This is a genomic window from Corynebacterium sp. NPDC060344 (assembly GCF_042725215.1).
Taxonomy (GTDB): domain Bacteria; phylum Actinomycetota; class Actinomycetes; order Mycobacteriales; family Mycobacteriaceae; genus Corynebacterium.
This window is the reverse complement of sequence record NZ_JBHXCS010000005.1, coordinates 1-21,678: the sequence shown is the minus strand read 5'-3', so window position 1 is coordinate 21,678 and position 21,678 is coordinate 1. Positions and strand designations below refer to the sequence as shown.

Annotated in this window: 16 protein-coding genes; 5 read left to right on the top strand and 11 right to left on the bottom strand. The window is 69.5% G+C overall.

Annotation, left to right across the window (positions count from 1 at the left end):
- Positions 1 to 256 precede the first annotated feature (256 nt).
- The 4 genes from fepB to ACFWGD_RS07520 all read right to left on the bottom strand — a co-directional run bounded on the left by fepB (position 257) and on the right by ACFWGD_RS07520 (position 4,508).
- Positions 257 to 1,318: a Fe2+-enterobactin ABC transporter substrate-binding protein gene (gene fepB / locus ACFWGD_RS07535; RefSeq protein WP_377778010.1), complete on the bottom strand. Its 1,062-nt coding sequence runs from the start codon at positions 1,316 to 1,318 to the stop codon at positions 257 to 259.
- Positions 1,319 to 1,405: 87 nt separating this feature from the next.
- Positions 1,406 to 2,299: an ABC transporter ATP-binding protein gene (locus ACFWGD_RS07530; RefSeq protein WP_377778009.1), complete on the bottom strand. Its 894-nt coding sequence runs from the start codon at positions 2,297 to 2,299 to the stop codon at positions 1,406 to 1,408.
- The gene (locus tag ACFWGD_RS07525; protein WP_377778008.1) at positions 2,296 to 3,399 is read right to left on the bottom strand and encodes a FecCD family ABC transporter permease; all 1,104 of its coding nucleotides are present in this window, start codon (positions 3,397 to 3,399) and stop codon (positions 2,296 to 2,298) included. The genes ACFWGD_RS07530 and ACFWGD_RS07525 overlap by 4 nt, the downstream gene beginning before the upstream one ends.
- Positions 3,396 to 4,508 (bottom strand): FecCD family ABC transporter permease, encoded by a 1,113-nt coding sequence (locus ACFWGD_RS07520; protein ID WP_377778007.1) that lies wholly within the window; start codon positions 4,506 to 4,508, stop codon positions 3,396 to 3,398. Before ACFWGD_RS07520 ends, ACFWGD_RS07525 begins: the two co-directional genes overlap by 4 nt.
- 66 nt (positions 4,509 to 4,574) lie before the next feature.
- Here ACFWGD_RS07520 and ACFWGD_RS07515 point away from each other — a divergent pair, with 66 nt between their 5' ends.
- Complete coding sequence (locus ACFWGD_RS07515) at positions 4,575 to 5,831, top strand: alpha/beta hydrolase-fold protein (RefSeq protein ID WP_377778006.1); 1,257 nt, start codon at positions 4,575 to 4,577, stop codon at positions 5,829 to 5,831.
- 422 nt (positions 5,832 to 6,253) lie between these two features.
- Here the strand turns inward: ACFWGD_RS07515 and ACFWGD_RS07510 are convergent, their stop codons facing one another.
- The 6 genes from ACFWGD_RS07510 to ACFWGD_RS07485 all read right to left on the bottom strand — a co-directional run bounded on the left by ACFWGD_RS07510 (position 6,254) and on the right by ACFWGD_RS07485 (position 13,795).
- A complete protein-coding gene (locus ACFWGD_RS07510) occupies positions 6,254 to 7,183 on the bottom strand; it encodes a DUF5926 family protein (protein ID WP_377778005.1) in 930 nt (309 codons plus the stop codon).
- Between the two features lie 94 nt (positions 7,184 to 7,277).
- Positions 7,278 to 8,390 (bottom strand): glycerophosphodiester phosphodiesterase, encoded by a 1,113-nt coding sequence (locus tag ACFWGD_RS07505; RefSeq protein ID WP_377778004.1) that lies wholly within the window; start codon positions 8,388 to 8,390, stop codon positions 7,278 to 7,280.
- Complete coding sequence (locus tag ACFWGD_RS07500; protein WP_377778003.1) at positions 8,390 to 9,307, bottom strand: hypothetical protein; 918 nt, start codon at positions 9,305 to 9,307, stop codon at positions 8,390 to 8,392. Before ACFWGD_RS07500 ends, ACFWGD_RS07505 begins: the two co-directional genes overlap by 1 nt.
- 119 nt (positions 9,308 to 9,426) lie before the next feature.
- A complete protein-coding gene (locus tag ACFWGD_RS07495; protein WP_377778002.1) occupies positions 9,427 to 11,472 on the bottom strand; it encodes a pyruvate kinase in 2,046 nt (681 codons plus the stop codon).
- 337 nt (positions 11,473 to 11,809) lie between these two features.
- Positions 11,810 to 13,429, bottom strand: coding sequence for a cation acetate symporter (locus ACFWGD_RS07490; protein ID WP_377778001.1), 1,620 nt, complete (start codon positions 13,427 to 13,429; stop codon positions 11,810 to 11,812).
- A gap of 3 nt (positions 13,430 to 13,432) precedes the next feature.
- Positions 13,433 to 13,795 (bottom strand): DUF485 domain-containing protein, encoded by a 363-nt coding sequence (locus ACFWGD_RS07485; protein ID WP_377778000.1) that lies wholly within the window; start codon positions 13,793 to 13,795, stop codon positions 13,433 to 13,435.
- A gap of 572 nt (positions 13,796 to 14,367) precedes the next feature.
- On the opposite strand from ACFWGD_RS07485, the gene ACFWGD_RS07480 reads away from it, so the two are divergent.
- Complete coding sequence (locus tag ACFWGD_RS07480; protein WP_377777999.1) at positions 14,368 to 15,342, top strand: 2'-5' RNA ligase family protein; 975 nt, start codon at positions 14,368 to 14,370, stop codon at positions 15,340 to 15,342.
- 1,137 nt (positions 15,343 to 16,479) lie between these two features.
- On the opposite strand, the gene ACFWGD_RS07475 is transcribed toward ACFWGD_RS07480, so the two are convergent.
- Positions 16,480 to 17,448 carry an L-lactate dehydrogenase gene (locus tag ACFWGD_RS07475; RefSeq protein ID WP_377777998.1) on the bottom strand — a complete coding sequence of 323 codons (969 nt, stop codon included), beginning with the start codon at positions 17,446 to 17,448 and terminating at the stop codon, positions 16,480 to 16,482.
- 259 nt (positions 17,449 to 17,707) lie between these two features.
- Here ACFWGD_RS07475 and ACFWGD_RS07470 point away from each other — a divergent pair, with 259 nt between their 5' ends.
- From ACFWGD_RS07470 to ACFWGD_RS07460, 3 genes are all read left to right on the top strand, one after another.
- On the top strand, positions 17,708 to 19,540 hold the full coding sequence (locus ACFWGD_RS07470; RefSeq protein WP_377777997.1) for an alpha/beta-hydrolase family protein: 1,833 nt from the start codon (positions 17,708 to 17,710) through the stop codon (positions 19,538 to 19,540).
- 326 nt (positions 19,541 to 19,866) lie between these two features.
- Positions 19,867 to 20,988 carry a DUF2891 family protein gene (locus tag ACFWGD_RS07465; RefSeq protein ID WP_377777996.1) on the top strand — a complete coding sequence of 374 codons (1,122 nt, stop codon included), beginning with the start codon at positions 19,867 to 19,869 and terminating at the stop codon, positions 20,986 to 20,988.
- A gap of 14 nt (positions 20,989 to 21,002) precedes the next feature.
- Complete coding sequence (locus tag ACFWGD_RS07460; protein WP_377777995.1) at positions 21,003 to 21,623, top strand: hypothetical protein; 621 nt, start codon at positions 21,003 to 21,005, stop codon at positions 21,621 to 21,623.
- Positions 21,624 to 21,678: the final 55 nt, after the last annotated feature.

Sequence of the window (21,678 nt, the reverse complement as noted above, 5' to 3'; positions counted from 1 at the left end):
CCGGGGACCACGGCGGCGGGCAAGACGGCCGACCGGAGGATTCCGGCGCGGCTCAGCGGGCGCCGTGATCCCCAGGTGCCCCAAGACGCCCCGAGATGTACCGAGTCACCCCGAGTCGACCCCGAGACGCCCCGAGATACCTACGTTTCGGCCAGATACTCACGTTTGAACGTAGGTACCTGGCCGAAACGTGGGTATCTGCGCCGGGTTGCGTTACGCCGGCCGCGAGCGCGAGTCGCTTTACGACGGCCCGGCGCTACGCCCGGAACGACTCCTCGAGGGAATCCAGCAGGATCATCGCCGAGTAGTAGTCGATGCGGAACGTCTCGCCCGGGGTGAAGTGGATGTCGCCGGACTTCACGGCCGCCGACGTGTTGAACGCCGGATCGTCGTTCACCGCCTTGCGCGCGAAGTCATCGGCGGCGATGCAGATCCACACCGCGCCGGACAGGCCCTTCTGCACGTTCTCCTTCGACAAGTTGACGATGTCCTTGCGGTCCTTGCCCATCGACGTGTCGCCCTTGACCTCGTCCGGGACCTCCGCCATGGCGAAGCCGAGGCGCGAGAGAATCTGCACCTGCGGAGACTCGGCCGTCAGGGCCGCGGCACCCGTGTCATCGGGGAAGACGATGAACGGCGAGACCTTCTCATCGGGCACCGAGATGTTGCCCTTGACCTCCTCGAGACGATCGTCGAAGCCGCCGATGACCTCTCCCGCCTTGTCCTCGAGCCCGGTGGCCTCGCCGACCATCTCTGTGACGTCCTGCCAGGTCGCACCGGAGTAGTCGACGACGAGGACCGGGGCGATCTCACGGAGCTGATCGACGATGTCGAATGCGGAGTCACCGGAGTTCTTCGCCACGACGATCAGGTCCGGCTCATGGGCGATGACCTTCTCCACGTCGGGCGCGGAGATCGACCACAGCTCCTTCACCCCGCGCTCGGCGGCGACGGAGCCCCACTGGCTGAAGAAGCCGTTGGCGTCTGACAGTTCCGGGATGTTGGGCTTTGTGACGGCCGTCGCCTCGACCGGTGCATCGATCGAAAGCAGGGCACCGGTCAACGTGATCGACGTCGACACGATGCGCTCGGGCTTGGCCTCCAACGTCAGATCGCCGTCATCGGTGGCGACCGTGCGGGGCCACTGCCCCTCCCCGGAGGCACCGGCGTCGCCGGCACCGGATGCCGAGGCCCCCGAATCACCGTCGCCGGCGGCGGATGCGCCGCACGCTGCGACGAAAAGGGCAAAAGCCATGGCGACGGCGATGGCGAGGAGCCGTCGCAAAGCAAGGGGCGTGGAGCCCGGGAACGCGTTCATCGGAATCGTGGATCCTATCGTCGAGGTCGCGGCACCGTCGGCGCGCGCGGGGAATCGCGGAATGGGGGCAGTGGAAGAACCGCCCGGCTACGGAACCGCTTCCCGCACCGGGACGTGCGGAATGACCATGGGAGTTCCGGTGATCGGGTCAGGGACGATGAGGCAGTCGAGGTCGAAAATGGCGCGGACGGCGTCTTCGGTGATGACCTCACCCGGACGGCCCTGCGCCACAATCTCGCCCCCGCGCATGGCGATGAGGTGCGTGGCGTAACGGCTCGCCTGATTAAGGTCATGGAGCACCGCGACGACCGTCCGGCCCGCCGCGACGTGCAGGGTGCGGCACAGTTCAAGGATGTCCAGCTGGTGGGGCATGTCCAGGAACGTCGTGGGCTCATCCAACAGGATCGTCTCCGTGTCCTGGGCCAGCACCATCGCCAACCAGGCGCGCTGGCGCTGCCCGCCGCTCAGCGCGTCGACCGGGCGGTCCGCAAAGGCGTCGACGCCCGTGACGGACATGGCCTCGGCGACCGCGCGGGCATCGGCGCGCGACCACTGGCGGAACAGGCCCTGATGCGGGGAACGGCCGCGCGCGACCAGATCGTGGACGGTCATCGCGTCCGGAGCGGTGGCGCTCTGCGGAAGCAGGCCGACGCGCTTGGCCAGCTCGCGGGTGTTCATCGCGTGGATGTCGGCGCCGTCGAGGAGCACGGCGCCCGCCGACGGCGGCTGCAGGCGCGACATCGCCCGCAGCAGCGTCGATTTGCCGCAAGCGTTCGGGCCGACGATGACGGTGAACTCACCCGCGGGAATGGCGGCGTCCAGGTCGGAGAGGATCGGCTCGGCGCCGTAGCCGACGGTGACGCCGCGGGCGGCGATACGGGTGGCGGGGCTCGCAGCGTTCGCCGCGTTCGCAGCGTTCGCGGCGTTCGCGGAGCCTGCGGGACCTGCGGAGCCTGCGGAGCCTGCGGGAATCGTGGTCATGGGGTTCTCCTCGCCTCGGTGATCAACAGGGCCATGAAGTAGACGCCGCCGAGGGATGCGGTGACCAGGCCGACGGGCAGGCCGTCGAGGAGCGCCGTGCCGGCGACGTCCGCGGCGAGCAGCAGCAGCGCGCCGACGCCAGCGGCGACGGGCAGCGGCGTGGTGGCCGATCGGGTGATCCCGCGGGCGATGTGCGGGGCGATGAGCGCGACGAACGTGATCGGTCCCGCGGCGGTGGTGGCCAGGGCGACGAGGATGATCCCGAGGAGGATCAGCACCGCCCTGGCCGCCCCGACGCGCAGCCCGAGCGTGGTGGCCAGGTCGGGGCCGAGGTCGAGGCCGCGCAGATCGCGGGAGCGTGCGGCGACGGCGATCAGCGCGGCAATGATCAGCACGGACACGGGCATAGCGGTGGCCCAGTCGGCACCGGTCAACGAGCCGGTGATGGCGCGCTGGGCGCCGTGGGCGTCGTCGACGGGGGCGTGGACGAGCATCCACCGGTTCAGCGAACCGAGCATCGCCGAGACCGCGATGCCGGCGAGGATCAGCCGCAGTCCTCCGAAACCGCCGCGGCTGGACAGCGCGTAGATGACCGCGCCGGCGAGCAGCCCGCCGATCAGAGCGGCCGCCGACGTCGCCGCCAGCGATGTCCCGGCGATGAGCACGGCGAACAGGATCCCCGTCTGCGCTCCCATGGTGAAGCCGATGAGGTCCGGGCTGCCCAGCGGGTTGCGGGTGACGGCCTGGAAGATCGCGCCGGCGCAACCGAGTGCCGCGCCGACGGCGATGGCCAGGACGATTCGCGGCATGCGCCATTGCATGACCACGAGTTCTGCGAACTTGCGCCCGCGCCCGGCGAGGACGTCGATGACGTCGCCGTACCCGAACGACGCCGCGCCCCATCCGAGCGACAGGAATCCGAGGATCAGGCATGCGGCCAGCACGCACAGTCCCGCGATGGCGGCGCGCCGCGGCACGAGCACGCTGAAGCGTCCGTCGCGTCCCCGGCGCAGCAGCCAGGTTCCCGGTGGCGGGTCGCCGTGTTGCGTGACGACGGCCCCTCCCGCCCGGCCCGCACCTTGTCTTCCGGCGAGCGTCATCGGCGTCCTTCCCGCAGACGACCGAGCATGTGGAGCAGGACCGGGGCGCCGACGAATGCGGTGAGCAGGCCGACCTGCATTTCGGCGGGCCTGGCGATGATCCGGCCCACCAGGTCGGCGCCGAGGACGAGCACGGGGCCGGTGACGGCGCAGGCGGCGATGATCCACCCGCGGTGCGGGCCCATGAGCCACGCGCAGATGAGGGGGACCATCAGGCCGACGAAGCTGATGGGGCCGGCGACGGCGGTGGCGGCCGCGCACAGGAGGGTCAGGGCGACCAGCGCGATGGCGCGGGTGCGGGCCACGTCGGTGCCCAGTGCCGCCGCGACGTCGTCGCCCAGCGCGATGTCCGACAGGGGGCGGGCGACCGCCACGACGATGGCCACCCCGGTGAGTACGGCGGCGGAGACGATCCACAAGGGCATGTCCATCCTGGTCAAGGCGCCGACGTCCCAGAAGCGGAAGGCGTCGAAGACCTCCGGGTCGAGCAGCAGGATCGCCCCGACGATGCCCGTCGACGCCGCGGACAGTGCCACGCCCGCCAGCACCAGGCGCACCGGCGTTGCGCCGCCGCCCACGCCACCGCCCATGCCTCCGTGCTTTGCGCGGCGCCCGCCCCTTCGTCCCCGCCATCCGAATCCGGCGGCGATCCCGGCCCCGGAACCGATGGCGTAGACCAGCGCGGTCGCCGCCATCGCCCCAAGGGCCGACAGCGCGAACTGCGCCGACGGTGAGGTCAACCCGCCCAGCGCCGCCCCGAGGACGATCGCCAGCGATGCCCCGGAGTTGACCCCGAGCAGTCCCGGGTCGGCCAGCGGATTGCGGGTCACCGCCTGCATCACGGCGCCGGCGACCGCCAGCGCGACGCCGACGAGGACGCCGATGATGGTGCGGGTCATCCGCAGTTCATTGACGGTATGGCTCTCGATCGACCGGTCGGGTGCGCGCAGCAGCGCCCACACCTGGTCCAGCGGAATCGTCGACGAGCCCACCGCGATGGAAGCGAGGATGGCCCCGGCCAACAGCACCGAGGCCACGGCGAGGACGGTGAGGCGGCGAACGGTCGACCGCTCGGAGAGCATGGTCGCCGCCCCGTGAACTCGCTTCATTCGCCCGCCCTTCAATCATGCTGATCAGGCACCCCAAATCAATCACACTTAGGCTAGCCTGTGCTCATGTCGCGCACAAGTAACCCTCCTCCAGCGCACGTCGGCGGGCCGACCTCCACCCCCGCGTTCTTCCCGCCCCTGCCGGGACGCCCGCAGCCGGTCCGCGCCCTGCGGATCCTCGGCGGCACCTGCGGCCCCGAGGAACTCTTCCGGCAGTTGGACGCGGCCGGCGGGTGCTTCATCGACGACGAACCAACAGCGGGAACCTGCACGGTGACCGTCGCAAAGCAAGCGTCCGGCCCGGGCGAGCGAGCCGCTCTCATGATCGACGCCCTGACGCACATGCACCGCCGCGACCTCCGGCCATTCCTCCTCGAGCGCGTGACCGCCGGCGGATGCGACGTCCACGTCGGCGCCTTCATCGTGCCGCGCGACCTGCGCTCGACCGCGGGCATCCTCGCCCGCGACCCGTGGGATCCCCGCATCGGCCACGACCGCGCGAGCTGGGCCCGCGCGATGGACGGACTCGCGCCGCTTCGCCGGGGCAGCCGGGGGCCCGACGTCCTCGAACTCCCCGGGGCGCCCACGCACCCGTGGACCACCGGCGCAGCCGCCTCACCGGACCCCGCCCCCGCCCGGCGATTCCGGTCCGAGGCCCTCGGCATCGACGTCGAATACCGCGTCGACCTGCCCGAATCCGACCCCGAAGTGCTGCTCCTGCTTTCCGACGGCCACCGCTTCACCTCCGACTACCCCCTCCTCCCGCAGGTGCGCGCTGCCGAAGGGGCCGGTGCGGCCGCGGCGACCGCCGTGGTGGCCTTCAACGCCATGGACATCCCGGGGCGCATGACCATGCTCGGCCGGCACCCCCGGTTCCATTGCTTCCTGCGCGACGAGCTCATCCCGCGGGCCGAGGCGGCGGCGGGTTGCCGGCTGCCCCGGGATCCGGGCGCCCGCGTGATCGCGGGAGCGTCGCTGGGCGGCCTGACCGGGGCGAACGTCGTCCGCGTCGCGCCGGAGGTGGTGGCGTGCGCGATCGTCCAGTCGGCGTCGTTCTGGTGGCCCGCAAATGATCCCGCCGTTCCCGGCGGCGTCGAGCTGCGCGAGTGGGCCGCCCATGATCCGGCTCCGGGAGTCCGCATCTTCCACGAGGTGGGGACCATGGAGGGGCACCTGCTCGAGTCGAACCGCCGTTTCGCCGACATCGTGCGCGGCAGCGGTGCCGAGGTCGTCGCGCGGGAGTTCGCCGGCGGCCACGACTACGCCTGTTGGCGCGCCGGCGTTGTCGACGGGCTCATCGCGTTGCATCCGCGCCGCCGGTGACGGCTTTACGACGCCACGTCGCCCCGCACGCCCGCCACCTCCCCAGTTCCGCCGCCCCGCGCCCGCCCCTGTCCATTTCGGCGCCCGGCGCGCCCGCCGCCTCGTAGATAGACGTGGAGTGGACAGAAAGAGTTGGTTGACCAAGTCTTTCTGTCCACCCCACGACTTTTTGGAGTCGCCGGGGACCACAGCGGCGGGCAGGACGGCCGGCCGGAGGATTCCGACGCGGTTCAGCGGCCGCCCCGAACCCCAGGTGCCCCGAGATGTCCCAAGTCGCCCCGAGTTGCCCCGGGACACCCCCGAGATACCTACGTTTCGGCCAGATACTCACGTTTGAACGTAGGTATCTGGCCGAAACGTAGGTGTCTGCGCCAGATGGCGCGCCACTCCGCGGAAAGGGGCGCTCGCCCCCGCCCCGCGACCTACCGGATCGTGACCTGGCGGGACACGATGGTGTCGCGGGACTTCCGCTCCTCGGCGGTCAGGGGCGCGTCGGAGGCCAGGGCCTTCTCGATCCGCGCCGCCGCCTCCGCGATGACGCCATCCCACGCGCCGTGCTCGACGGTGTTGTCCAGGTCCCAGACGGGCACGAGGACGCCGTCGGTGCGGAACACGCCGGCGAACTTGGTGCCCTCGCCCATGCTCAGGCGGTCGGCGGCGTGGACGCGGGCCAGCGCGTCGAGCAGGGGGCGCTCGTCTTCGCGGCGGATCCAGCGGATGTGGGCGCGCTCGCCGGGGTCGATCCACCACACGGCGCCGGGGACGTCGAGGTCGAGGCGGTGCGACGGCATGATCGAGTCGTTGGCGACGGCCAGGTTCTGCTGCACCAGCTGGGTGCGCTCGACGCCGGCGGGGATCCACCATTCGAAGTCCTGGTGGACCTCGAGCTCGCCGATCTTGATGCCGGTGAGGATGTCCCCGAGCGCCCCGCCGTCGGTGCCGTCGACGGCGTTGTCCAGCTGCTGGCCGTCGTCGGCGTTGCGGGCCCATTCGAGGGCGCGGGCGAGGTCGGCGGCGGCGTCGTTGGAGCGCGACTGGGTTTGCATGGCCACGTATGCGGCGCCGCCTTCGGCGGTGGCACGGGTCAGTGCCGCGATGCCGCCGGGCAGGACGGTGCACAGGTGGATGGACCGCTTGGCGCCGGCGACTTCGGCGGGCACGGTGGCCGAGGGCGCGAATTCGCGCAGTGCGACGAGGTCGGCTTCGGCGTCGAATCCGGCGAAGGGCCGGGGGTTGCCGGCGAGTCGTTCGCGTTCGGCGGCGCGGGCGGCGAGCTTGGCCTGGCGGCGGCTCATCCCCTCGGGCACGTTGGCGTCGGCTGCGGCGTTCTTCTTACGAGACTTTTTTCCCACGGCCACCAACATACTGGCCCGGGCGCCCGCGGTGGCGGCGCAGGGCCGGGCGGCAGGTCGCGGGTTGGGCCGGGGCAGGGTTGTCGGGGCGGGGTCAGTTCCGGGGTGCGGTCCCCGGCTTTGCGACGGCCCGCGTCACATCCTCCGGACGCAACGACTCCCGGTCGAACCCGACGGCATCCTCCGGCCGAAGGCCCGTGTCGCGCTCGGCGAGGGGCGTGGTGGCTGAAGAGGTGGTGGCAGAAGAGGTGGTGGAGGAACCGGGCGCTGAACCGGTGCCGGGCGCATCGGCCGGGGCGACCGGGCCGAGCTGGCCGAGCGGGGTGCCGCTGGCCTCGACGGTGGCGGCGTCCTGCGCGGCGATGGCATCGGCGGCGAGGTGTGCGCGGCCGGCGCGGGCGGCACGGGCGTCGCGCTCGTTCATGCCGGAGGTCATCGCGGCGGTGGCGCCGGCGCCGAAGCCGCCGAATCCGCCGGCTCCACCAATGGCCGGCACGGAGTCCATGGCCTGGCGGGCGCGGGCGGGCCAGTCGGTGGCCAGCCAGTCGATGCCGCGGGCCTTGGCGTAGGTGACGTCGACGTCGGTCTTGGCCAGCCAGCAGTACAGCGGCAGGTTCCACGACATCATGCCCATCGGGTCGCGGCGGGCGCCGTACATGTCCACGCCCATCGCCGTCGGCCCGCCGAGATAGCGCTGCATGGCGGTGCGGGCGCCCGGGGTCTTGACCAGCTGGATGCGCTCAAGATCCGGCAGCAGCTCGCCGACGGCGTTGATCGACCGGGCGGCGAAGCTGATGATCCTCGTCCGCGGATCGCGGTGCAGCCCGAAATGGCGCAGCCGCTCGCGCAGCACCCGTTCGGTGCGCAGGCCGGTGGAGACGGGGTGCTTGGTCTCGATGAACAGCCCCAGCCCCGGGTTGGCCACGGCGAACTCGAGGAAGACGTCGAACTCCAGCACCGGCTGCGGCTGCTCCCACGTCCCGGCGTTGAGGCGGCGGATCTGCTCCAGCGTCGCCGCGCCCACCGGGCCGGAGCCGTCGGTGGTGCGGTTCAGGGTGCGGTCGTGCATGCAGATCAGGTGGCCGTCGGCGGTGAGGCGGATGTCGCACTCGACGCCGTCGGCGCCCTCGGCGACCGCGGCCTCGTAGGCGCCGATGGTGTGCTCGGGGTGGGCGCCGGAGGCTCCGCGGTGGGCGATGATCTCCATCAGTGCTTCTCCTCGTGCAGGTCCCGGTACAGGGACGTGATCGCGTCATCGATGGGCGGGACGATGGTCGTCGGGGCCGCGCGGCGCTGCGGCGCGATGAGGCCGCGCGACCAGAACGGCTCGGCCGCTGCGTCGGCGTCGGCGAATGCTGCGGCGGCAGCGTCGTCAAGCGCTCCCTGACCCGGCACCATGCGGCGCGGGTCCGGCGGTGCCAGCGCCCGGGCCAGGGCGGCGGCGGTCAGCGCGGACGCGACCGCGGCCAAAGTGGCCAGCACGCCGGTCTGGAAGACGCCGACGGCCGAGTTGCTGGGGAACACCGACAGCAGCGCCGCCGGCCACAGCGCGCAGGAGGCGAACCAGGCCCACTTGCCGTGGCCGCGCACGCCGGTCTCGGCGAGGATGACCACCGGGCCCATGACGTTGCGGCCCGGCCACAGGTGCATGGCGCCGATGGTTTTGTGGCTGCGGGCCAGCGGCGGCTGCCAGCGGCGGGCACGCTCGGCCAGCGCCCGCAGCGTCGCGATGGCATACGCGCCGAGCACGCCGCTGGCCACGACGGCGCAGAAGTACAGGATCGACGACAGCGGCCCGAGCAGCAGCGACATCAGCGGGCTGCCGCCGGGCGACTGGTAGCTGCCCCACGTCGCCAGCGCGGCGAGGCCGAAGAGCACGGCGGTGACCATCGCCCACGTCCGCGAGGCCACCGCACGCCGCCGCACGACCTCCCCCGGCTCCGGGGCCGGCGGCGCCTGGTACGGGTTGACGCCGGCCATCGGGATCGGCGCCGGCACCGGCTCGGTCGCGGGGCGGCGCGGCTGGATCACGCCCTGGATCGGGCGTGGGCCGGGGCCGTGGGCGCCGGGCAGCTCGTGGCCGGCCGGCGCCGTCACCGAACCGCGGCCGAACGCCGGCGGCACGTGCGCGGACGGCAGGTGTCCCGATGGCCGTCCGCCCGGCACACCCTGCCCGCGCGCAATGCTCTGCCCACGCGGAGCACTCTGTCCGCGCGGAACGCCCTGCCCGCCCGCTGGCCCGGTCATCGCGTGTCCCCGTCCCACGAGCGGATGCGCCGCAGCATGATGCGGTTCTTGCGCTGCGAACGACCCATCTTCTTGGCCAGGTTGTCCAGGATGCCGATGGCGTCGGTGATGTGCGGCCCCTTGTTCAGCATCACGCACTCGGCACGCAGGGCGAACGCCGCGTCGGTGATCTCGGCGCGCGCCGGCAGCCCGGACTTCGCCAGCGACTCCAGCACCTGCGTGCCCAGGATGGTGGGCACGCGGGCGGCCTGCGCCAGCGCGAGAATCTGCCCGGGCACCTCGCCCATGCGCTGAAAGCCGAGCTCGACGGCCAGGTCGCCGCGGGCGATCATGATGCCCATGTTCGCGTGGCGCATTCCCGCCACCAGGATCTCGGGGAGGTTCTCGAATGCCGGGATCGTCTCGATCTTCAGCACGATGCCCAGGCCCCGCACCCGCTCGGCCATTTCGGCGTCGCCGGCGTCCTCGTGCTCGGCAGCGATCTTCTCCAGCTCGCCGAGCACGTGCGCGACATCGTCGGGAGTGCGAATGAAGCTCACCGCCGCCACGTGCCCGTGCTCCGCCACGAACCGCAGATTCGCCGCATCCTCCTCGGTCAGCGCCGGCACCGGCAGATCGGTGGTGGGCAGGTTGATGCCCTTGTGGCCGGCCAGGTTCTGGCCGCCCGGCTTGGCCCGGGTCACCTTCAGGCGGGCTTCGTGCTGCTTTGCGACGCCGCCCTCAACATCATCCGCCCCCGCCTCCGAAGCGGCCTCACCTGAAGCGACCCCATCCGAAGCGGCCGCACCTGCGGCGACCTCATCTGCGGCGACCTCGTCGACGGAGACGACTTCCGCGGCGATCGCGCCGTCGTCGAAAAGCACGGGCTGGCCCACCTGCAGCGCGGCGACCGCCTCGGGCAGCGTGCACGACAGGCGCGGGACCCCGCCGTCACCCTCCACCGGCACCGACTCGACGGCCTCGGTGGTGATGATCATCTCGTCGCCCACCTCGAACCGCAGCTTGCGCGGCACCGCCGGCACGCCCGTCGCCCGGGTCTTGTCGTAGTCGTGGCGCAGCAGCGTGCCATCGGCGATGTAGGCGTTGCGGTCGCCCTCCGCCAGCACGCCGCCGTCCTCCACGCGGGTGACCGTGAAATGGCGCTTGGCGGAACGATTGTCGTGCAGCGTGATCTCGCTGCCGACCTCCAGATTGCCCAGCCACCCGGCATCGACCGTCAGCGGCAGCGCCGGACGCCCGGGCAGCCCCTCCGGCACCGGGGCGGGCATCGCGGCGACGGCGCCCTCGCGGGCCTCGTCCGGCTCACCCGGCCCACCGGGACCGCCCAGGTCAACGACCCGCGGCACCAGCCACAGCTTCGCCGGCGTCAGCACCGTCCCCGCATCATCGCGGGTCGTGCGCGCCCGGCCGACCTTCGGACCATCGGCGACGGCGCCGGTACGAATCTTCGGCCCCGCCAGATCCATGGACACCTCGATGTCGCGCCCCACCTGCTCGGCGGCGGCCTCGACGTTGGCGATCATCTTCAACCACGCCGCCTGCCCGTCATGGGCGCAATTGATGCGCGCGACGTCCATCCCCGCCTTCGCGAACCCCAGCACCAGCTCCGCGTCATCCGCCGCCTCCGACGGCAGAGTCACCATGATCCGCGCCGGCACGCCCTCGCGCTCCAGCCCGAACAGCCGGTCCGAGTTCTGGTCCAGCGCCACGTCCGCGGCATCGTCGAGCCGGATGTACTCGTCGACGTCGGTGTCCACCTCGTCGCCCACGAGGGCGCGCAGCACCGCCCGGGCGATCATCAACCGCCCATAGACCCCCGACTCCGCCGTGGTCAGGCTGGTCACGCCCAGGTCATGCAGCCCGTTCTGCAGCTCCCGGATGTCGATGGTGCGCAGATGCGCGTACTGCAGCAGATTCTCCGCTCCCGCCCGATGCTCCGGGTGCACCGCCGCCAGCATGTCCGCCGCATCCTCGGTGACGCGGTCGAGCTGCCCGAGAATCTCGTCGAGCTGCTCGATCAAGGGACGGACGTCGTGCTGCATGTGTATCGGGTTCTCCTCCCCCACCTCCGCGGCCGCCGCCGGGGGCCTGCCCCCACGCGAACGACCGATCGCGGACGCCGGGACTCGTCGGGCTGATCGGTATGCCCCAATCATCCCCGCGCCGCCCGCAAACCGACACCCCAAACGGCGTTTCGCACAAGTTTTCACCGAGAATTCATCTTCCGCTCACCGCACCCTTCGCTTGACGACGAAACCGGCCGGGCAGTGGCCGTCGTAAAGCAACCCGGAAAGCGGAAAACCCGCCGGCCGCCCGCGAAAAGCGGGGGACGGCGGGAATCCGAAAGGACCGGAAAGCCGGGACCGGAACGGCGCGAGACTAGTGCTCGACGGCCGCCTCGGCGCCGATGCCCGTCATGGAACGGACCTCCATCTCGGCGCGCTTGCCCGGCAGATTGTCCGGCTTGCCGATCAGCGTGCCCACGATGCCCAGCAGGAAGCCGGCCGGGATCGCGACGATCGACGGGTTCTCCAGCGGGAAGAACGCGAAGTCCGCGCCCGCGATCAGCGACGTCTCCTGGCCCGACACCGCCGGGGAGAAGATGATCAGGATGATCGACGTCAGCAGGCCGCCGTAGATCGAGAACAGCGCGCCCGTCGTGTTGAACTTGCGCCAGTACAGCGAGTAGATGATCGTCGGCAGGTTCGCCGCCGCGGCGATGCCGAAGGCCAGCGCGACCAGGAACGCGATGTTCTGGCCCAGCGCGCCGATGCCCAGGATGATGGCCAGGATGCCGATGATGACCACCGTCGCGCGGGACACGCGGACCTGCTCCTCCTCCGTCGCCTCGCCGTTGCGCAGGACGTTGTTGTAGATGTCGTGCGCCACCGACGCCGAAGCCGTGATGGCCAGGCCCGCGACGACCGCGAGGATCGTGGCGAAGGCGATGGCCGAAATGATGGCCATGAAGATCGTGCCGCCGACCTCGGCCGCCAGCAGCAGCACCGCGGAGTTGACGCCGCCCGGCGCCGACATGATCTGCTCCTTGCCCACCAGCGCCGCAGCACCGTAGCCCATGATGACCGTGAGCAGGAAGAACAGCGCCACGATGCCGATGGTCCAGGTCACCGAACGGCGCGCCTCGCGGGCGGTCGGGACCGTGTAGAAGCGCATGAGCACGTGCGGCAGGCCCGCCGTACCGAAGACCAGCGCCAGGCCCAGCGACACGAAGTCGAGCTGGGTCAGGACGTCGCCGCCGTACTTCAGGCCCGGCTTCAGAATCGCCTCGCCGTCCGGGTGGTTGGCCACCGCGGCGCCGAGCAGGTTGTTGAAGCCGCCCTTGAGCGCCCAGAACGTCAGGCCCGCGATGATGATCGAACCGCCGACCAGCAGGACGGCCTTGATCATCTGCACGTAGGTAGTGCCCTTCATGCCACCGACCAGGACGTAGATGATCATCAGCGCGCCGACGATGGCGACGACCGAGTACTGCGCGAAACCGCCCTCGATGCCCAGCAGCAGGGCCACCAGGCCACCGGCGCCGGCCATCTGCGCGATCAGGTAGAACAGCGAAATGGTCAGCGTCGAGATCGCCGCCGCCGTGCGGACCGGCTTCTGGTTCAGGCGGAACGACAGCACGTCCGCCATGGTGAAGCGGCCCGTGTTGCGCAGCGGCTCGGCGACGAGCACCAGCGCGACCAGCAGCGCGATGAGGAAGCCGACGGAGTACAGGAAGCCGTCGTAGCCCTGCACGGCGATGGCGCCGGTGACGCCCAGGAACGCGGCGGCCGACAGGTAGTCGCCGGCGATGGCCAGGCCGTTCTGCGTGCCGTTGAACGACGCGCCGCCGGTGTAGAAGTCGGTGCCCTTCTGCGACGTCTTGCGCGTGGCGCGGACGACGACCGTCAGGGTGATCACGATGAACGCGATGAAGATGGAGATGTTGAGGATCGGGTTGCCCGTCTCAACGGTGTCCTGCGCGAGGAATGCGGTGTTCATTTGCTAGACCTCCTCGGTCTTCGGGGCGCGGCCCTCCATGCGGGCGCGGATGCTCTCGGAGGCGGGGTCCAGCTTGTTGTCGGCGAACTTCACGTACGCCCAGGTGATCAGGCCGGCGGTGACGAACTGCGCCAGGCCCAGGACCATGCCCAGGTTGATGTTGTCGTAGACGGAAGTGGCCATCGCGTCCGGGAAGAACGTGGCGGTGACGATGTAGAAGACGTACCAGGCGATGAACGCGACGAACAGCGGAAACACGAAGCCGCGGAACGTCTTGCGGAGGTCGGCGAACTCTTCGGAGGCCTGGACCTCGACGAATTCGGCCTCCGTCGGGCTGTGGCCCGGCGCCGGAGTGGGGTGTGACATGTCCTGACCTTTCGGAGGAACCTTAAAAAATTCTTGGGTACCTTTTCCCAACGAACTGATTCTAAGGGCGTTAGCCTCGGGGTGAAAAAAGCGAAGATCACCGCGGGGGGTATTCGCGCGAAAGGTTCGTGGCGCACTGACCTGCGTTTATGACGTTCAGCGAAATGTTCACATTCTTCGCAAGGCTGAGCCTTGAGACCGCTGCAGCCCCGGTGGATTAATGAGGATTCTCTCAGTTTTCGCCCGCGACAGCCGCTCGAGGCGTTCCGTTTCGCGCCGTTTCGGCACCGCGAATGTGCCCGATTGTGGGAGAAAGCGGGCGCGCACGTGGGTTTCGTTGGCTTCATGGCGACTATCTGAACCGCCGCTAATCGGCGGACGCGTCCACAAGTTTCGCAGCGCATCGCCAAAAACACTGCTTTGCGACGCCTACGTGCCACACCACACCCCCTCTCCCCATGTGGCTCAGATCACCTGGTTGAGTGACGGCGACTACCCCCACGCATCCCGTGTTTCACATGGGCAACACCGGTTGCCTCCCCGCGCGTGCGCGCCGTCGCTACGGTGGCGGCATGAGATTGTTCGCGTCGATCCGGCCGCCGGAAGAGGTTCGGGAGCACCTGGTCACGGCTTTGCGCCCGATCCGCGATGGTCTCGGGCCGTCGTTGAGGTGGACCGATCCCGATCAGTGGCATCTGACGGTGGCGTTTTATGGCGAGCGCCCGGATGGTTCCGTCGACGAGCTGGCCGGCCACATCGCCGCCGCCGTCGCCACCACCGACTTCCCTCCCCACGACTCGTCCCCAACCTTTCCCGCCGATGCCACCGGCCCCACCGATCCCTCCGATTCCACCGACCCCGAGTGGAACCCAGCGGGAGCGCCCCATGCCCCCTCGCTCGACCTGCACCTTCGCGGGGCGGGGAGCTTTTCCGGCCGGACGCTGTGGATCGGCGTCGGCGGGGACGTCGATCCGCTTCGGCGCCTGATGGCCGGCTGCGCCCACGACCCCCTCGCCGACTACTCCGATTCCCACGCCCACAATCTCGACTTCGACACCGACTCCGACGCCGACACCGACGCAGAATCCGACTCCTACTCCGATTCCTTCCCCTCCCGCAGCTCCAACTCCCACTCCAGCGGCTCCCACCAGCAGGAACGCCGTCGCGCTCATCTCACCGTCGCCCGCTTGCGCGCCCGTGAACAGGGTGGACGCAGGGATGGGCGGCGGAACCACCGTCGTAAAGCATGGGCCGGGGACCGCAAAACCGGCAGATCCCGCCACGGTGCCGGTCCCCAGGCGAGCAGCGGAATCGCCGGCGGGTTTGATGGCGGATTCGGCGGAGAATTCGGTCGTGACCTGGCACGACCTGCTCGGCATGATGGCGCGAGCCTTCTTCACGATGTCGTCCACGCCCTCAGCGTTTACTCCGGCCCCACGTGGCGGGCGACGGAGATCGAGCTGGTCAGCTCGCGCCTCGGCGAGGGGCGGTCGGGCGGTGCGCTGCACGAAACCGTCGCGACCATCCCCCTCGCGCCCCGCCACTGACGGGCCGCATTTGCGACACCCGGCCAGTGACCGGCACCCATCTGAGGTACCCCGCCACTGACCGGCAATCATCTGCGACACTCCGCCGCTGACTGGTAATCATCGGCGCACCCCGCCGACCGCCGAGGCGATTCGCGCGAAGCCCCGCAGAGACGTTGAGCCCGGGCTGGCGCTGTCCGCTACCCGCCGAGCCCGCTCAGGCGAATCTCGGGACCCGAGCAGCGCCGCCCCTCCAGCCACTCGTGCCCCAAATTCTGGCGAGTCGCCCCAAACGACTCATGACCGGTTCCGAAACTTGCAGGTCAGGGCGCCGCCAACTGTCAGAACGTGAGTCGTTTTGGGCGATAGCAAGTTCGCTATTGCCGGAAGGGGTCAGTGGTGCTGGTGTGACAGCCACGCGAGCTGGATTCCCGAGGGCTCGTGGGCCGAGGTGAAGCTCGGAGGGCAACCGGGCCGATGCGGAGATGGGAAGGCACGTCAGCCGAGACGAAAGGTGTGCGACGAGAGGTGAACGCGCGCCGACCCCCACGAAGTAGATAGTCCACCACCGAATCGCAATGACCCCTGATGTGCATGCCCGCTGACACGAACCACGGAAGGCTCTCAGAAGCGTTGGGCTCGGGTTGGCGGTGGCCGATACCCGTCAAGCCCGCTCAGGCGGTTCTCGAAACCGCGGCGGGGCCGCCGCTCCAGTCACTCGCGCCCCAAAATCTCACGAGTCGTCCAAAACGACTCATGGCCGGTTTCAAAAACGGCAGGTCAGGACAGTGTCGACTACGAGAACGTGAGTCGTTTTGGGCGATAGCAAACTTGCTAACGACGGATGAGGTTGGTGGTGCTGGAGTGACGACGGGCGGGGGCGTTTTCGGCCGGTGGGTCGGCCGAATCGAAGAGGGTGAGCTCGGCATCGACTGGTCCGGATGGAAAGTGCGCCGGCGCGGACCGGGTTAGTGGTGTGCGCGCCGACGCACATGAGGTTTGAGGCGAGGTCCGGATGGAGATCGCGCCGGCGCGCATGGGGTTTGAGGCAAGGTCGGTGTGCCGGCCCGCCTCAGGCTGGTCCCGATGGAAATTGCGACAGTGAGGTGAGATGCGCACACCCCACACCCCACACCCCGCACCCCACCTCACCCACCCCTACGGGTGGACGAACTCGCCGTCCTTCCAGAACGGGTCCTGGATCTCGCGCAGGGTCGCGACGGACTTGTCGAACTGCGCGGTCTCGTACTCGTCGAGCTCGAGTTCGACGACGCGGCGGACGCCCTTGCGGTTCACGATGGCGGGGGTGCCGATGTACATGTCCTCGTGCCCGTATTCGCCGCGCAGCAGCGCCGACACCGGGAGGGCGACTTCCTGGTTCTGGATGATCGCGCGGGTGATGCGGGCGAGGCCCATGCCGATGCCGTACGACGTCGAGCCCTTGGCGTCGATGATCTCGTAGGCGGCGTCGCGGGTGCGGACGAAGATGGCTTCGAGTTCGTCGTGAAGCTCGGGGTTCTTCTCCAGCTTCCGGCGCAGGCCGACGCCGGCGATGTTGGCGGACGACAGGACGGGCAGTTCGGAGTCGCCGTGCTCGCCGACGATGTAGGCGTGGACGCTCATGGGCGAGACGTCGAAGTACTCGCCGAGCATGTAGCGGAAGCGGGCGGTGTCCAGGACGGTGCCGGAGCCGATGACGCGGTGGGCGGGCAGGCCGGAGAATTTCCAAGTGGCGTAGGCCAGGATGTCGACGGGGTTGGTGGCGACGAGGAAGATGCCGTCGAATCCGCTGGCCATGACGTCGCCGACGATGGATTTGAAGATCCGCATGTTCTTGTCCACCAGCTGCAGGCGGGTTTCGCCGGGCTTTTGGGCGGCGCCGGCGCAGATGACCACGAGGGCGGCGTCTTCGCAGTCGGCGTAGGTGCCGCGGGTGACTTTGGTGCGGGAGGGGGCCCAGACGACGCCGTGGTTGAGGTCCATGACGTTGCCCTCGGTCTTGCGCTCGTCGATGTCGATGATGGCGAGGTGGTCGCATGTGCCCTGGTTGACCATGGCGTAGGCGTAGGCGACTCCGACGTCGCCGGCGCCGATGAGAACGACCTTGTTTCCTGCGGAGACCTTCATGGTTGCGTCCTTCCGGGGCGCGGGTTGGCGGGTGCCGTCCGCCGGTGGTGGTGCCGCGGCGGGAAGTCCGATCACGCCCCAATGGTTGTGTACCTGTGTCCGAGTATGCCCGCACGGGCATGGGCTGCGACAGGGTTGCGGCCGGTGACCCTGGACACATGCACGGTAACTGCTTTACGACGTTCCGGCGCGCCACCCGCCCCGCCCCACCCTCGCCGACCGGCGGACATTCCGTCGGGTGTCTGACACTATTGGGAACATGGAATTCGTGCGCGCGTTGAAGCCGGTGACCCGGCTGCGGGCTGCGCGGATGCGGGAGTCGGTGGCGCGGGAGACGGCGCGGGCGGCGAGTTCGGGGCTGCCGATCCGGCGGCGGTCGCGGCCGTGGCGGGGCATCCCGTCGAACCCGGGTCTGGTGGGGGCGGAGATCGCGTCGTGGGCGGCGTTCAGCCCGTCGCTGATGCCGCGGCCGTGGGCGTCGACGGCGATGGTGTCGTTTGGCGCGCAGGTCACGGGGCACGTCGTGGGCGTCGCCGTCGGATACGGCTTTCGCCTGGCCGATGCCCGGTTGCGGCGCACCCGGCTGGGCCGGTTCGCGCCGTCGGTGAGCACGGAGCGGGCGATCTCGCTGGCGTGGCACGGGTCGATGACGGCGGCGACGGCGTGGATGTGGTGGCGGTCGATCGAGCACCAGCAGTCGATCGGCGGCCTGGTCGGCATGGATGCGCTGTCGTCGGCGCGCGCCCAGTTCGGCGGCACGGTCCTCGCCTCCGGGGCGTACCTGGCCACGCAGGGGCTGACGTTCGCCGCGGAGTTCGCCTTCGACCAGTTGCGCCGCAGGATCCGCCCGTGGGTGCCGCGCGGCGTGGCGCCGGTGGCCGCCGGGGTGGTGGTCGGTGGTGGGGTGGGGCTGGTCGTCGACAAGCTCGTGGTGCGCAGGGCAATCGAGCGCGTCTACCGGAACGCGCACCGGGTGAACATGCGGGTGATGCCGGGGCGGATGCAGCCGTGGGAGCCGGAGCGGTCGGGCAGCCCGTGGTCGCTGGAGCCGTGGCATGCGCTGGGCGCGCAGGGGCGGTCGATGGTGGCCGACGGGCCGCGGGCGCGCGACATCGCGGCGGTGACCAAGCGGGGGCGGCATGAGGTGATGGAACCGATCCGCATCTACGCGGGGAAGGTGCGGGGGCGGCCGCTGAAATTCCAGACGGAGCTGATCATCCGCGAGCTGCACCGCACCGGCGCGTTCCGGCGCGATCACCTGGTGGTGCACGTGACCACGGGGACGGGGTGGATTTCGCCGTGGGGGCTGATGGCGGTGGAGTTCCTCACCGGCGGCAATTGCGCGCAGGTGGGGCTGCAGTATTCGGATCTGCCGTCGCCGGTGGCGTGGCTGGCGGACCATGAGACGCCGCCGGCCGCGGGGCGGGCGCTGTTCGGGCGCATCCGCGAGGAGTGGGAGCACCTGCCGGAGGGCGATCGGCCGAAGTTGATCATCGCGGGCGAGTCGCTGGGCGGTTTCGGCGGCAATGGGGCGTTCGATTCGGCGGCGCACATGCTGGCGTCGGTCGATGGGGCGTTGTGGACGGGCACGCCGCAGTTCACGCCGATTTGGCGGGAGCTGACGCGCGGGCGCGATGCGGGGTCGCCGGAGATCGCGCCGGTGGTGGACGGGGGACGGCACATTCGCTTTGCCACGCGGCCGCAGGAGTTGTGGGAGACGTTCGGCGGCGAGCCGTTGGGCGAGTGGGAGCGGCCGCGGGTTGCGTATCTGCAGCACGCGTCGGATCCGATCGTGTGGTGGGATTATCCGTTGGCGTGGCGGCGGCCGGATTGGCTGCGCGAGCGGGTGGGCCGTGACGTGTTGTCGGCGATGCGCTGGTTCCCGGTGGTGACGTTCCTGCAGGTGCTCATCGATGGCCTGGTCAGCGTGAACGTCGGCGATGGGCATGGGCACCGTTATGAGGCCGAGTCCCTCCCCGCGTGGGCCGCCGTCTTGGGCTTGGAGCTTGACGACGACCACGCCGGCGCCGCGGGCGTGCGATTCAAGAGGATCGCGAAGTGGGGCCGCCGCAATCTCCCGCCGAAGGCGTGAGCGGCGGGCGGGAAGCGCGGCCGCGGGGGCTCAGGCGTCGATAAATGGGGCGGGCCCCGACCGGTGTGGTCGGGGCCCGCCCGTTCGTGGACACCGCCGATTGTCCATACATTTGACATTTTGCCCCATTTTCTATGCCGAACTGTCCAATGTGCATTAACATTATTGGAGTGAACCGTCAACTATCGGTCGTTTCGGCCTGCATACTTCCACTGGTCGCGCTTTTCCCGGCTCCCCTTGCATCTGCCGCGCCCGACGGCACACAGCCGTGGGAGCCTGCCGTGCCCCGACCGAGCATCTCGGTTGATGAGGTCGCAGGGGCATTCGTGGCACGTTCCACGGCGACGCCGGTGACCGCCGGCGAGCGGGCTCAGTTGGCCCGGCTGGCGGCGGCTCCTGCGCAGTGCATTTCCGAACCGTCGCGAAAGCACCCGGCAAGCCCACTTTTCGGCAACTGCTGGGATTGGCACAGTGATGTGCATGCCCATTGGGCCTTGTACGCGGTTTCCGGCCACACCGGCGATCCTCGGTGGGCACAAGCCGCGCATGATGATCTTCCGCCGGATCGACTGCAGCGCGAGGCCAACTATCTGGGCGGAAACGCCATCTCGGGGAACCTCTATGAGAATCCGTTCGGTCTCGCGTGGCTGTTGCGCCTGGCACGGGAACGCGAGTCGGTCACTGGCGATGCACAATTGCGCCAGCTCGCCGACGTCGCCGTGCCGGCGATGAAGAAGCGGATGGACGGATGGTCGGATCTCACGTGGCAGCGGAACATCCGGGACTCCGAGTACCAGAACGCATCGTGGGCCCTGCTCAACATGTGGGAGTGGGCGCAATTCACCGGGGACTCGGATTTGGCGGAGTGGGTGCGCACGAGGACCGACCGCCACTTAAAGAAGCCGGCACTCGACGAGACATTGCCCACGAGCTTCGACGCGGCATCGTCGGATCGGTCCGGCTATTTTGCCCCTGCCCTGTTCCGCTTGGCGGCGGTAATGGCCATCGACGGCGATGCGTCGAAAGAGTGGGCGTCGGAACGCATCCCTTCGGGGCTTCACTTCCCCGCGTATCCGAACGCCGGTAACGCACATTCGAACGCGCTGAACTTCAGCAGGGCCTTCGCGTTGAAATTGCTCAGTGCACAACTTGGCCGGGAGGATCTTTCGGCCAACGCCACCGAGCTCATCGAATGGCAGATGGCCCGCCCCACCGTCTGGGAGTGGGGACACGACTATGCCAATACGCATTGGATCGCTCAGATGGGCGTACTCGCCATCACTGGCGCAGCGGGACCAGGCTCTCGCGTGGCCATGACAACCGGCCCCGAAGATCCCGACGCCCCTTCGGACCCCGACATCCCGATCGGGCCCGGTCTACCGGGTGAACCCGACGAGCCCGGGCAACCGGGCCTCCCCGGAGTTCCAGTCCCCCCTTCCCTGAGCTGAGAGGAGAGAATTCGATGTCCCTACGCATTTCTGCACAAGCCCGCCGGAACATGCTCGTTGAGGCGGCCCTGGAAATCGCCGCCGAAGAGGGTGCCAAGGCAATCCGAACGCGAAGCGTGTGCGCTCGCGCCAACGCCCATCTGAGTGTCTTCCACTATTGCTTCGACGGTAAGAACGAACTTTTCGCCATGATGACCAAGCGGCTGCTCGCCGAGTTGGGCGAGGGCTTCGACTCCGAGGAGATCGTCGACCTTCGCGGCTTCATGCACACGGCAACGAAGCTGATGGCGGAAAGTTGGAGCCATACGCTGACGCTGTATGAACTCGTGGTGGCGTCGGCGCGGGAATCCGACGGCGAGAAGGAGCGCCTGCGGCATTTCCAGACGTTCATCGACAACGTCGAGGACTTTCTCCGCTTGTATGCGCAGGCGGGCGGTTTCACCTGGTCGGTCGATACACGGGTGATCGCCGGTTTGATCGTGAGTTTTCTCGGCGGCACGGGGCTGGGGTGGGTCGCCGATGGCGTGAAAACCCCTGCCCATGACCCCCAATCCGCCGAGGTGGAAACCTTCATCACGTTGATCGAGAGCCTCAAGGCGCCCGGCGGAGACGCCGCGATGGACGCTTCGATCTAGGACCAATCGATCGCTCGAGCTCAGTCGACTGAAGCCGCCGGCACCAACTTAGTTG

Excerpts from the sequence above, each read along its gene's own strand:
- fepB (WP_377778010.1), bottom strand. The coding sequence starts at position 1,318 with ATGAACGCGTTCCCGGGCTCCACGCCCCTTGCTTTGCGACGGCTCCTC.
- ACFWGD_RS07530 (WP_377778009.1), bottom strand. The coding sequence starts at position 2,299 with ATGACCACGATTCCCGCAGGCTCCGCAGGCTCCGCAGGTCCCGCAGGC.
- ACFWGD_RS07525 (WP_377778008.1), bottom strand. The coding sequence starts at position 3,399 with ATGACGCTCGCCGGAAGACAAGGTGCGGGCCGGGCGGGAGGGGCCGTC.
- ACFWGD_RS07520 (WP_377778007.1), bottom strand. The coding sequence starts at position 4,508 with ATGAAGCGAGTTCACGGGGCGGCGACCATGCTCTCCGAGCGGTCGACC.
- ACFWGD_RS07515 (WP_377778006.1), top strand. The coding sequence starts at position 4,575 with ATGTCGCGCACAAGTAACCCTCCTCCAGCGCACGTCGGCGGGCCGACC.
- ACFWGD_RS07505 (WP_377778004.1), bottom strand. The coding sequence starts at position 8,390 with ATGGAGATCATCGCCCACCGCGGAGCCTCCGGCGCCCACCCCGAGCAC.
- ACFWGD_RS07495 (WP_377778002.1), bottom strand. The coding sequence starts at position 11,472 with ATGCAGCACGACGTCCGTCCCTTGATCGAGCAGCTCGACGAGATTCTC.
- ACFWGD_RS07490 (WP_377778001.1), bottom strand. The coding sequence starts at position 13,429 with ATGAACACCGCATTCCTCGCGCAGGACACCGTTGAGACGGGCAACCCG.
- ACFWGD_RS07485 (WP_377778000.1), bottom strand. The coding sequence starts at position 13,795 with ATGTCACACCCCACTCCGGCGCCGGGCCACAGCCCGACGGAGGCCGAA.
- ACFWGD_RS07480 (WP_377777999.1), top strand. The coding sequence starts at position 14,368 with ATGAGATTGTTCGCGTCGATCCGGCCGCCGGAAGAGGTTCGGGAGCAC.
- ACFWGD_RS07475 (WP_377777998.1), bottom strand. The coding sequence starts at position 17,448 with ATGAAGGTCTCCGCAGGAAACAAGGTCGTTCTCATCGGCGCCGGCGAC.
- ACFWGD_RS07470 (WP_377777997.1), top strand. The coding sequence starts at position 17,708 with ATGGAATTCGTGCGCGCGTTGAAGCCGGTGACCCGGCTGCGGGCTGCG.
- ACFWGD_RS07460 (WP_377777995.1), top strand. The coding sequence starts at position 21,003 with ATGTCCCTACGCATTTCTGCACAAGCCCGCCGGAACATGCTCGTTGAG.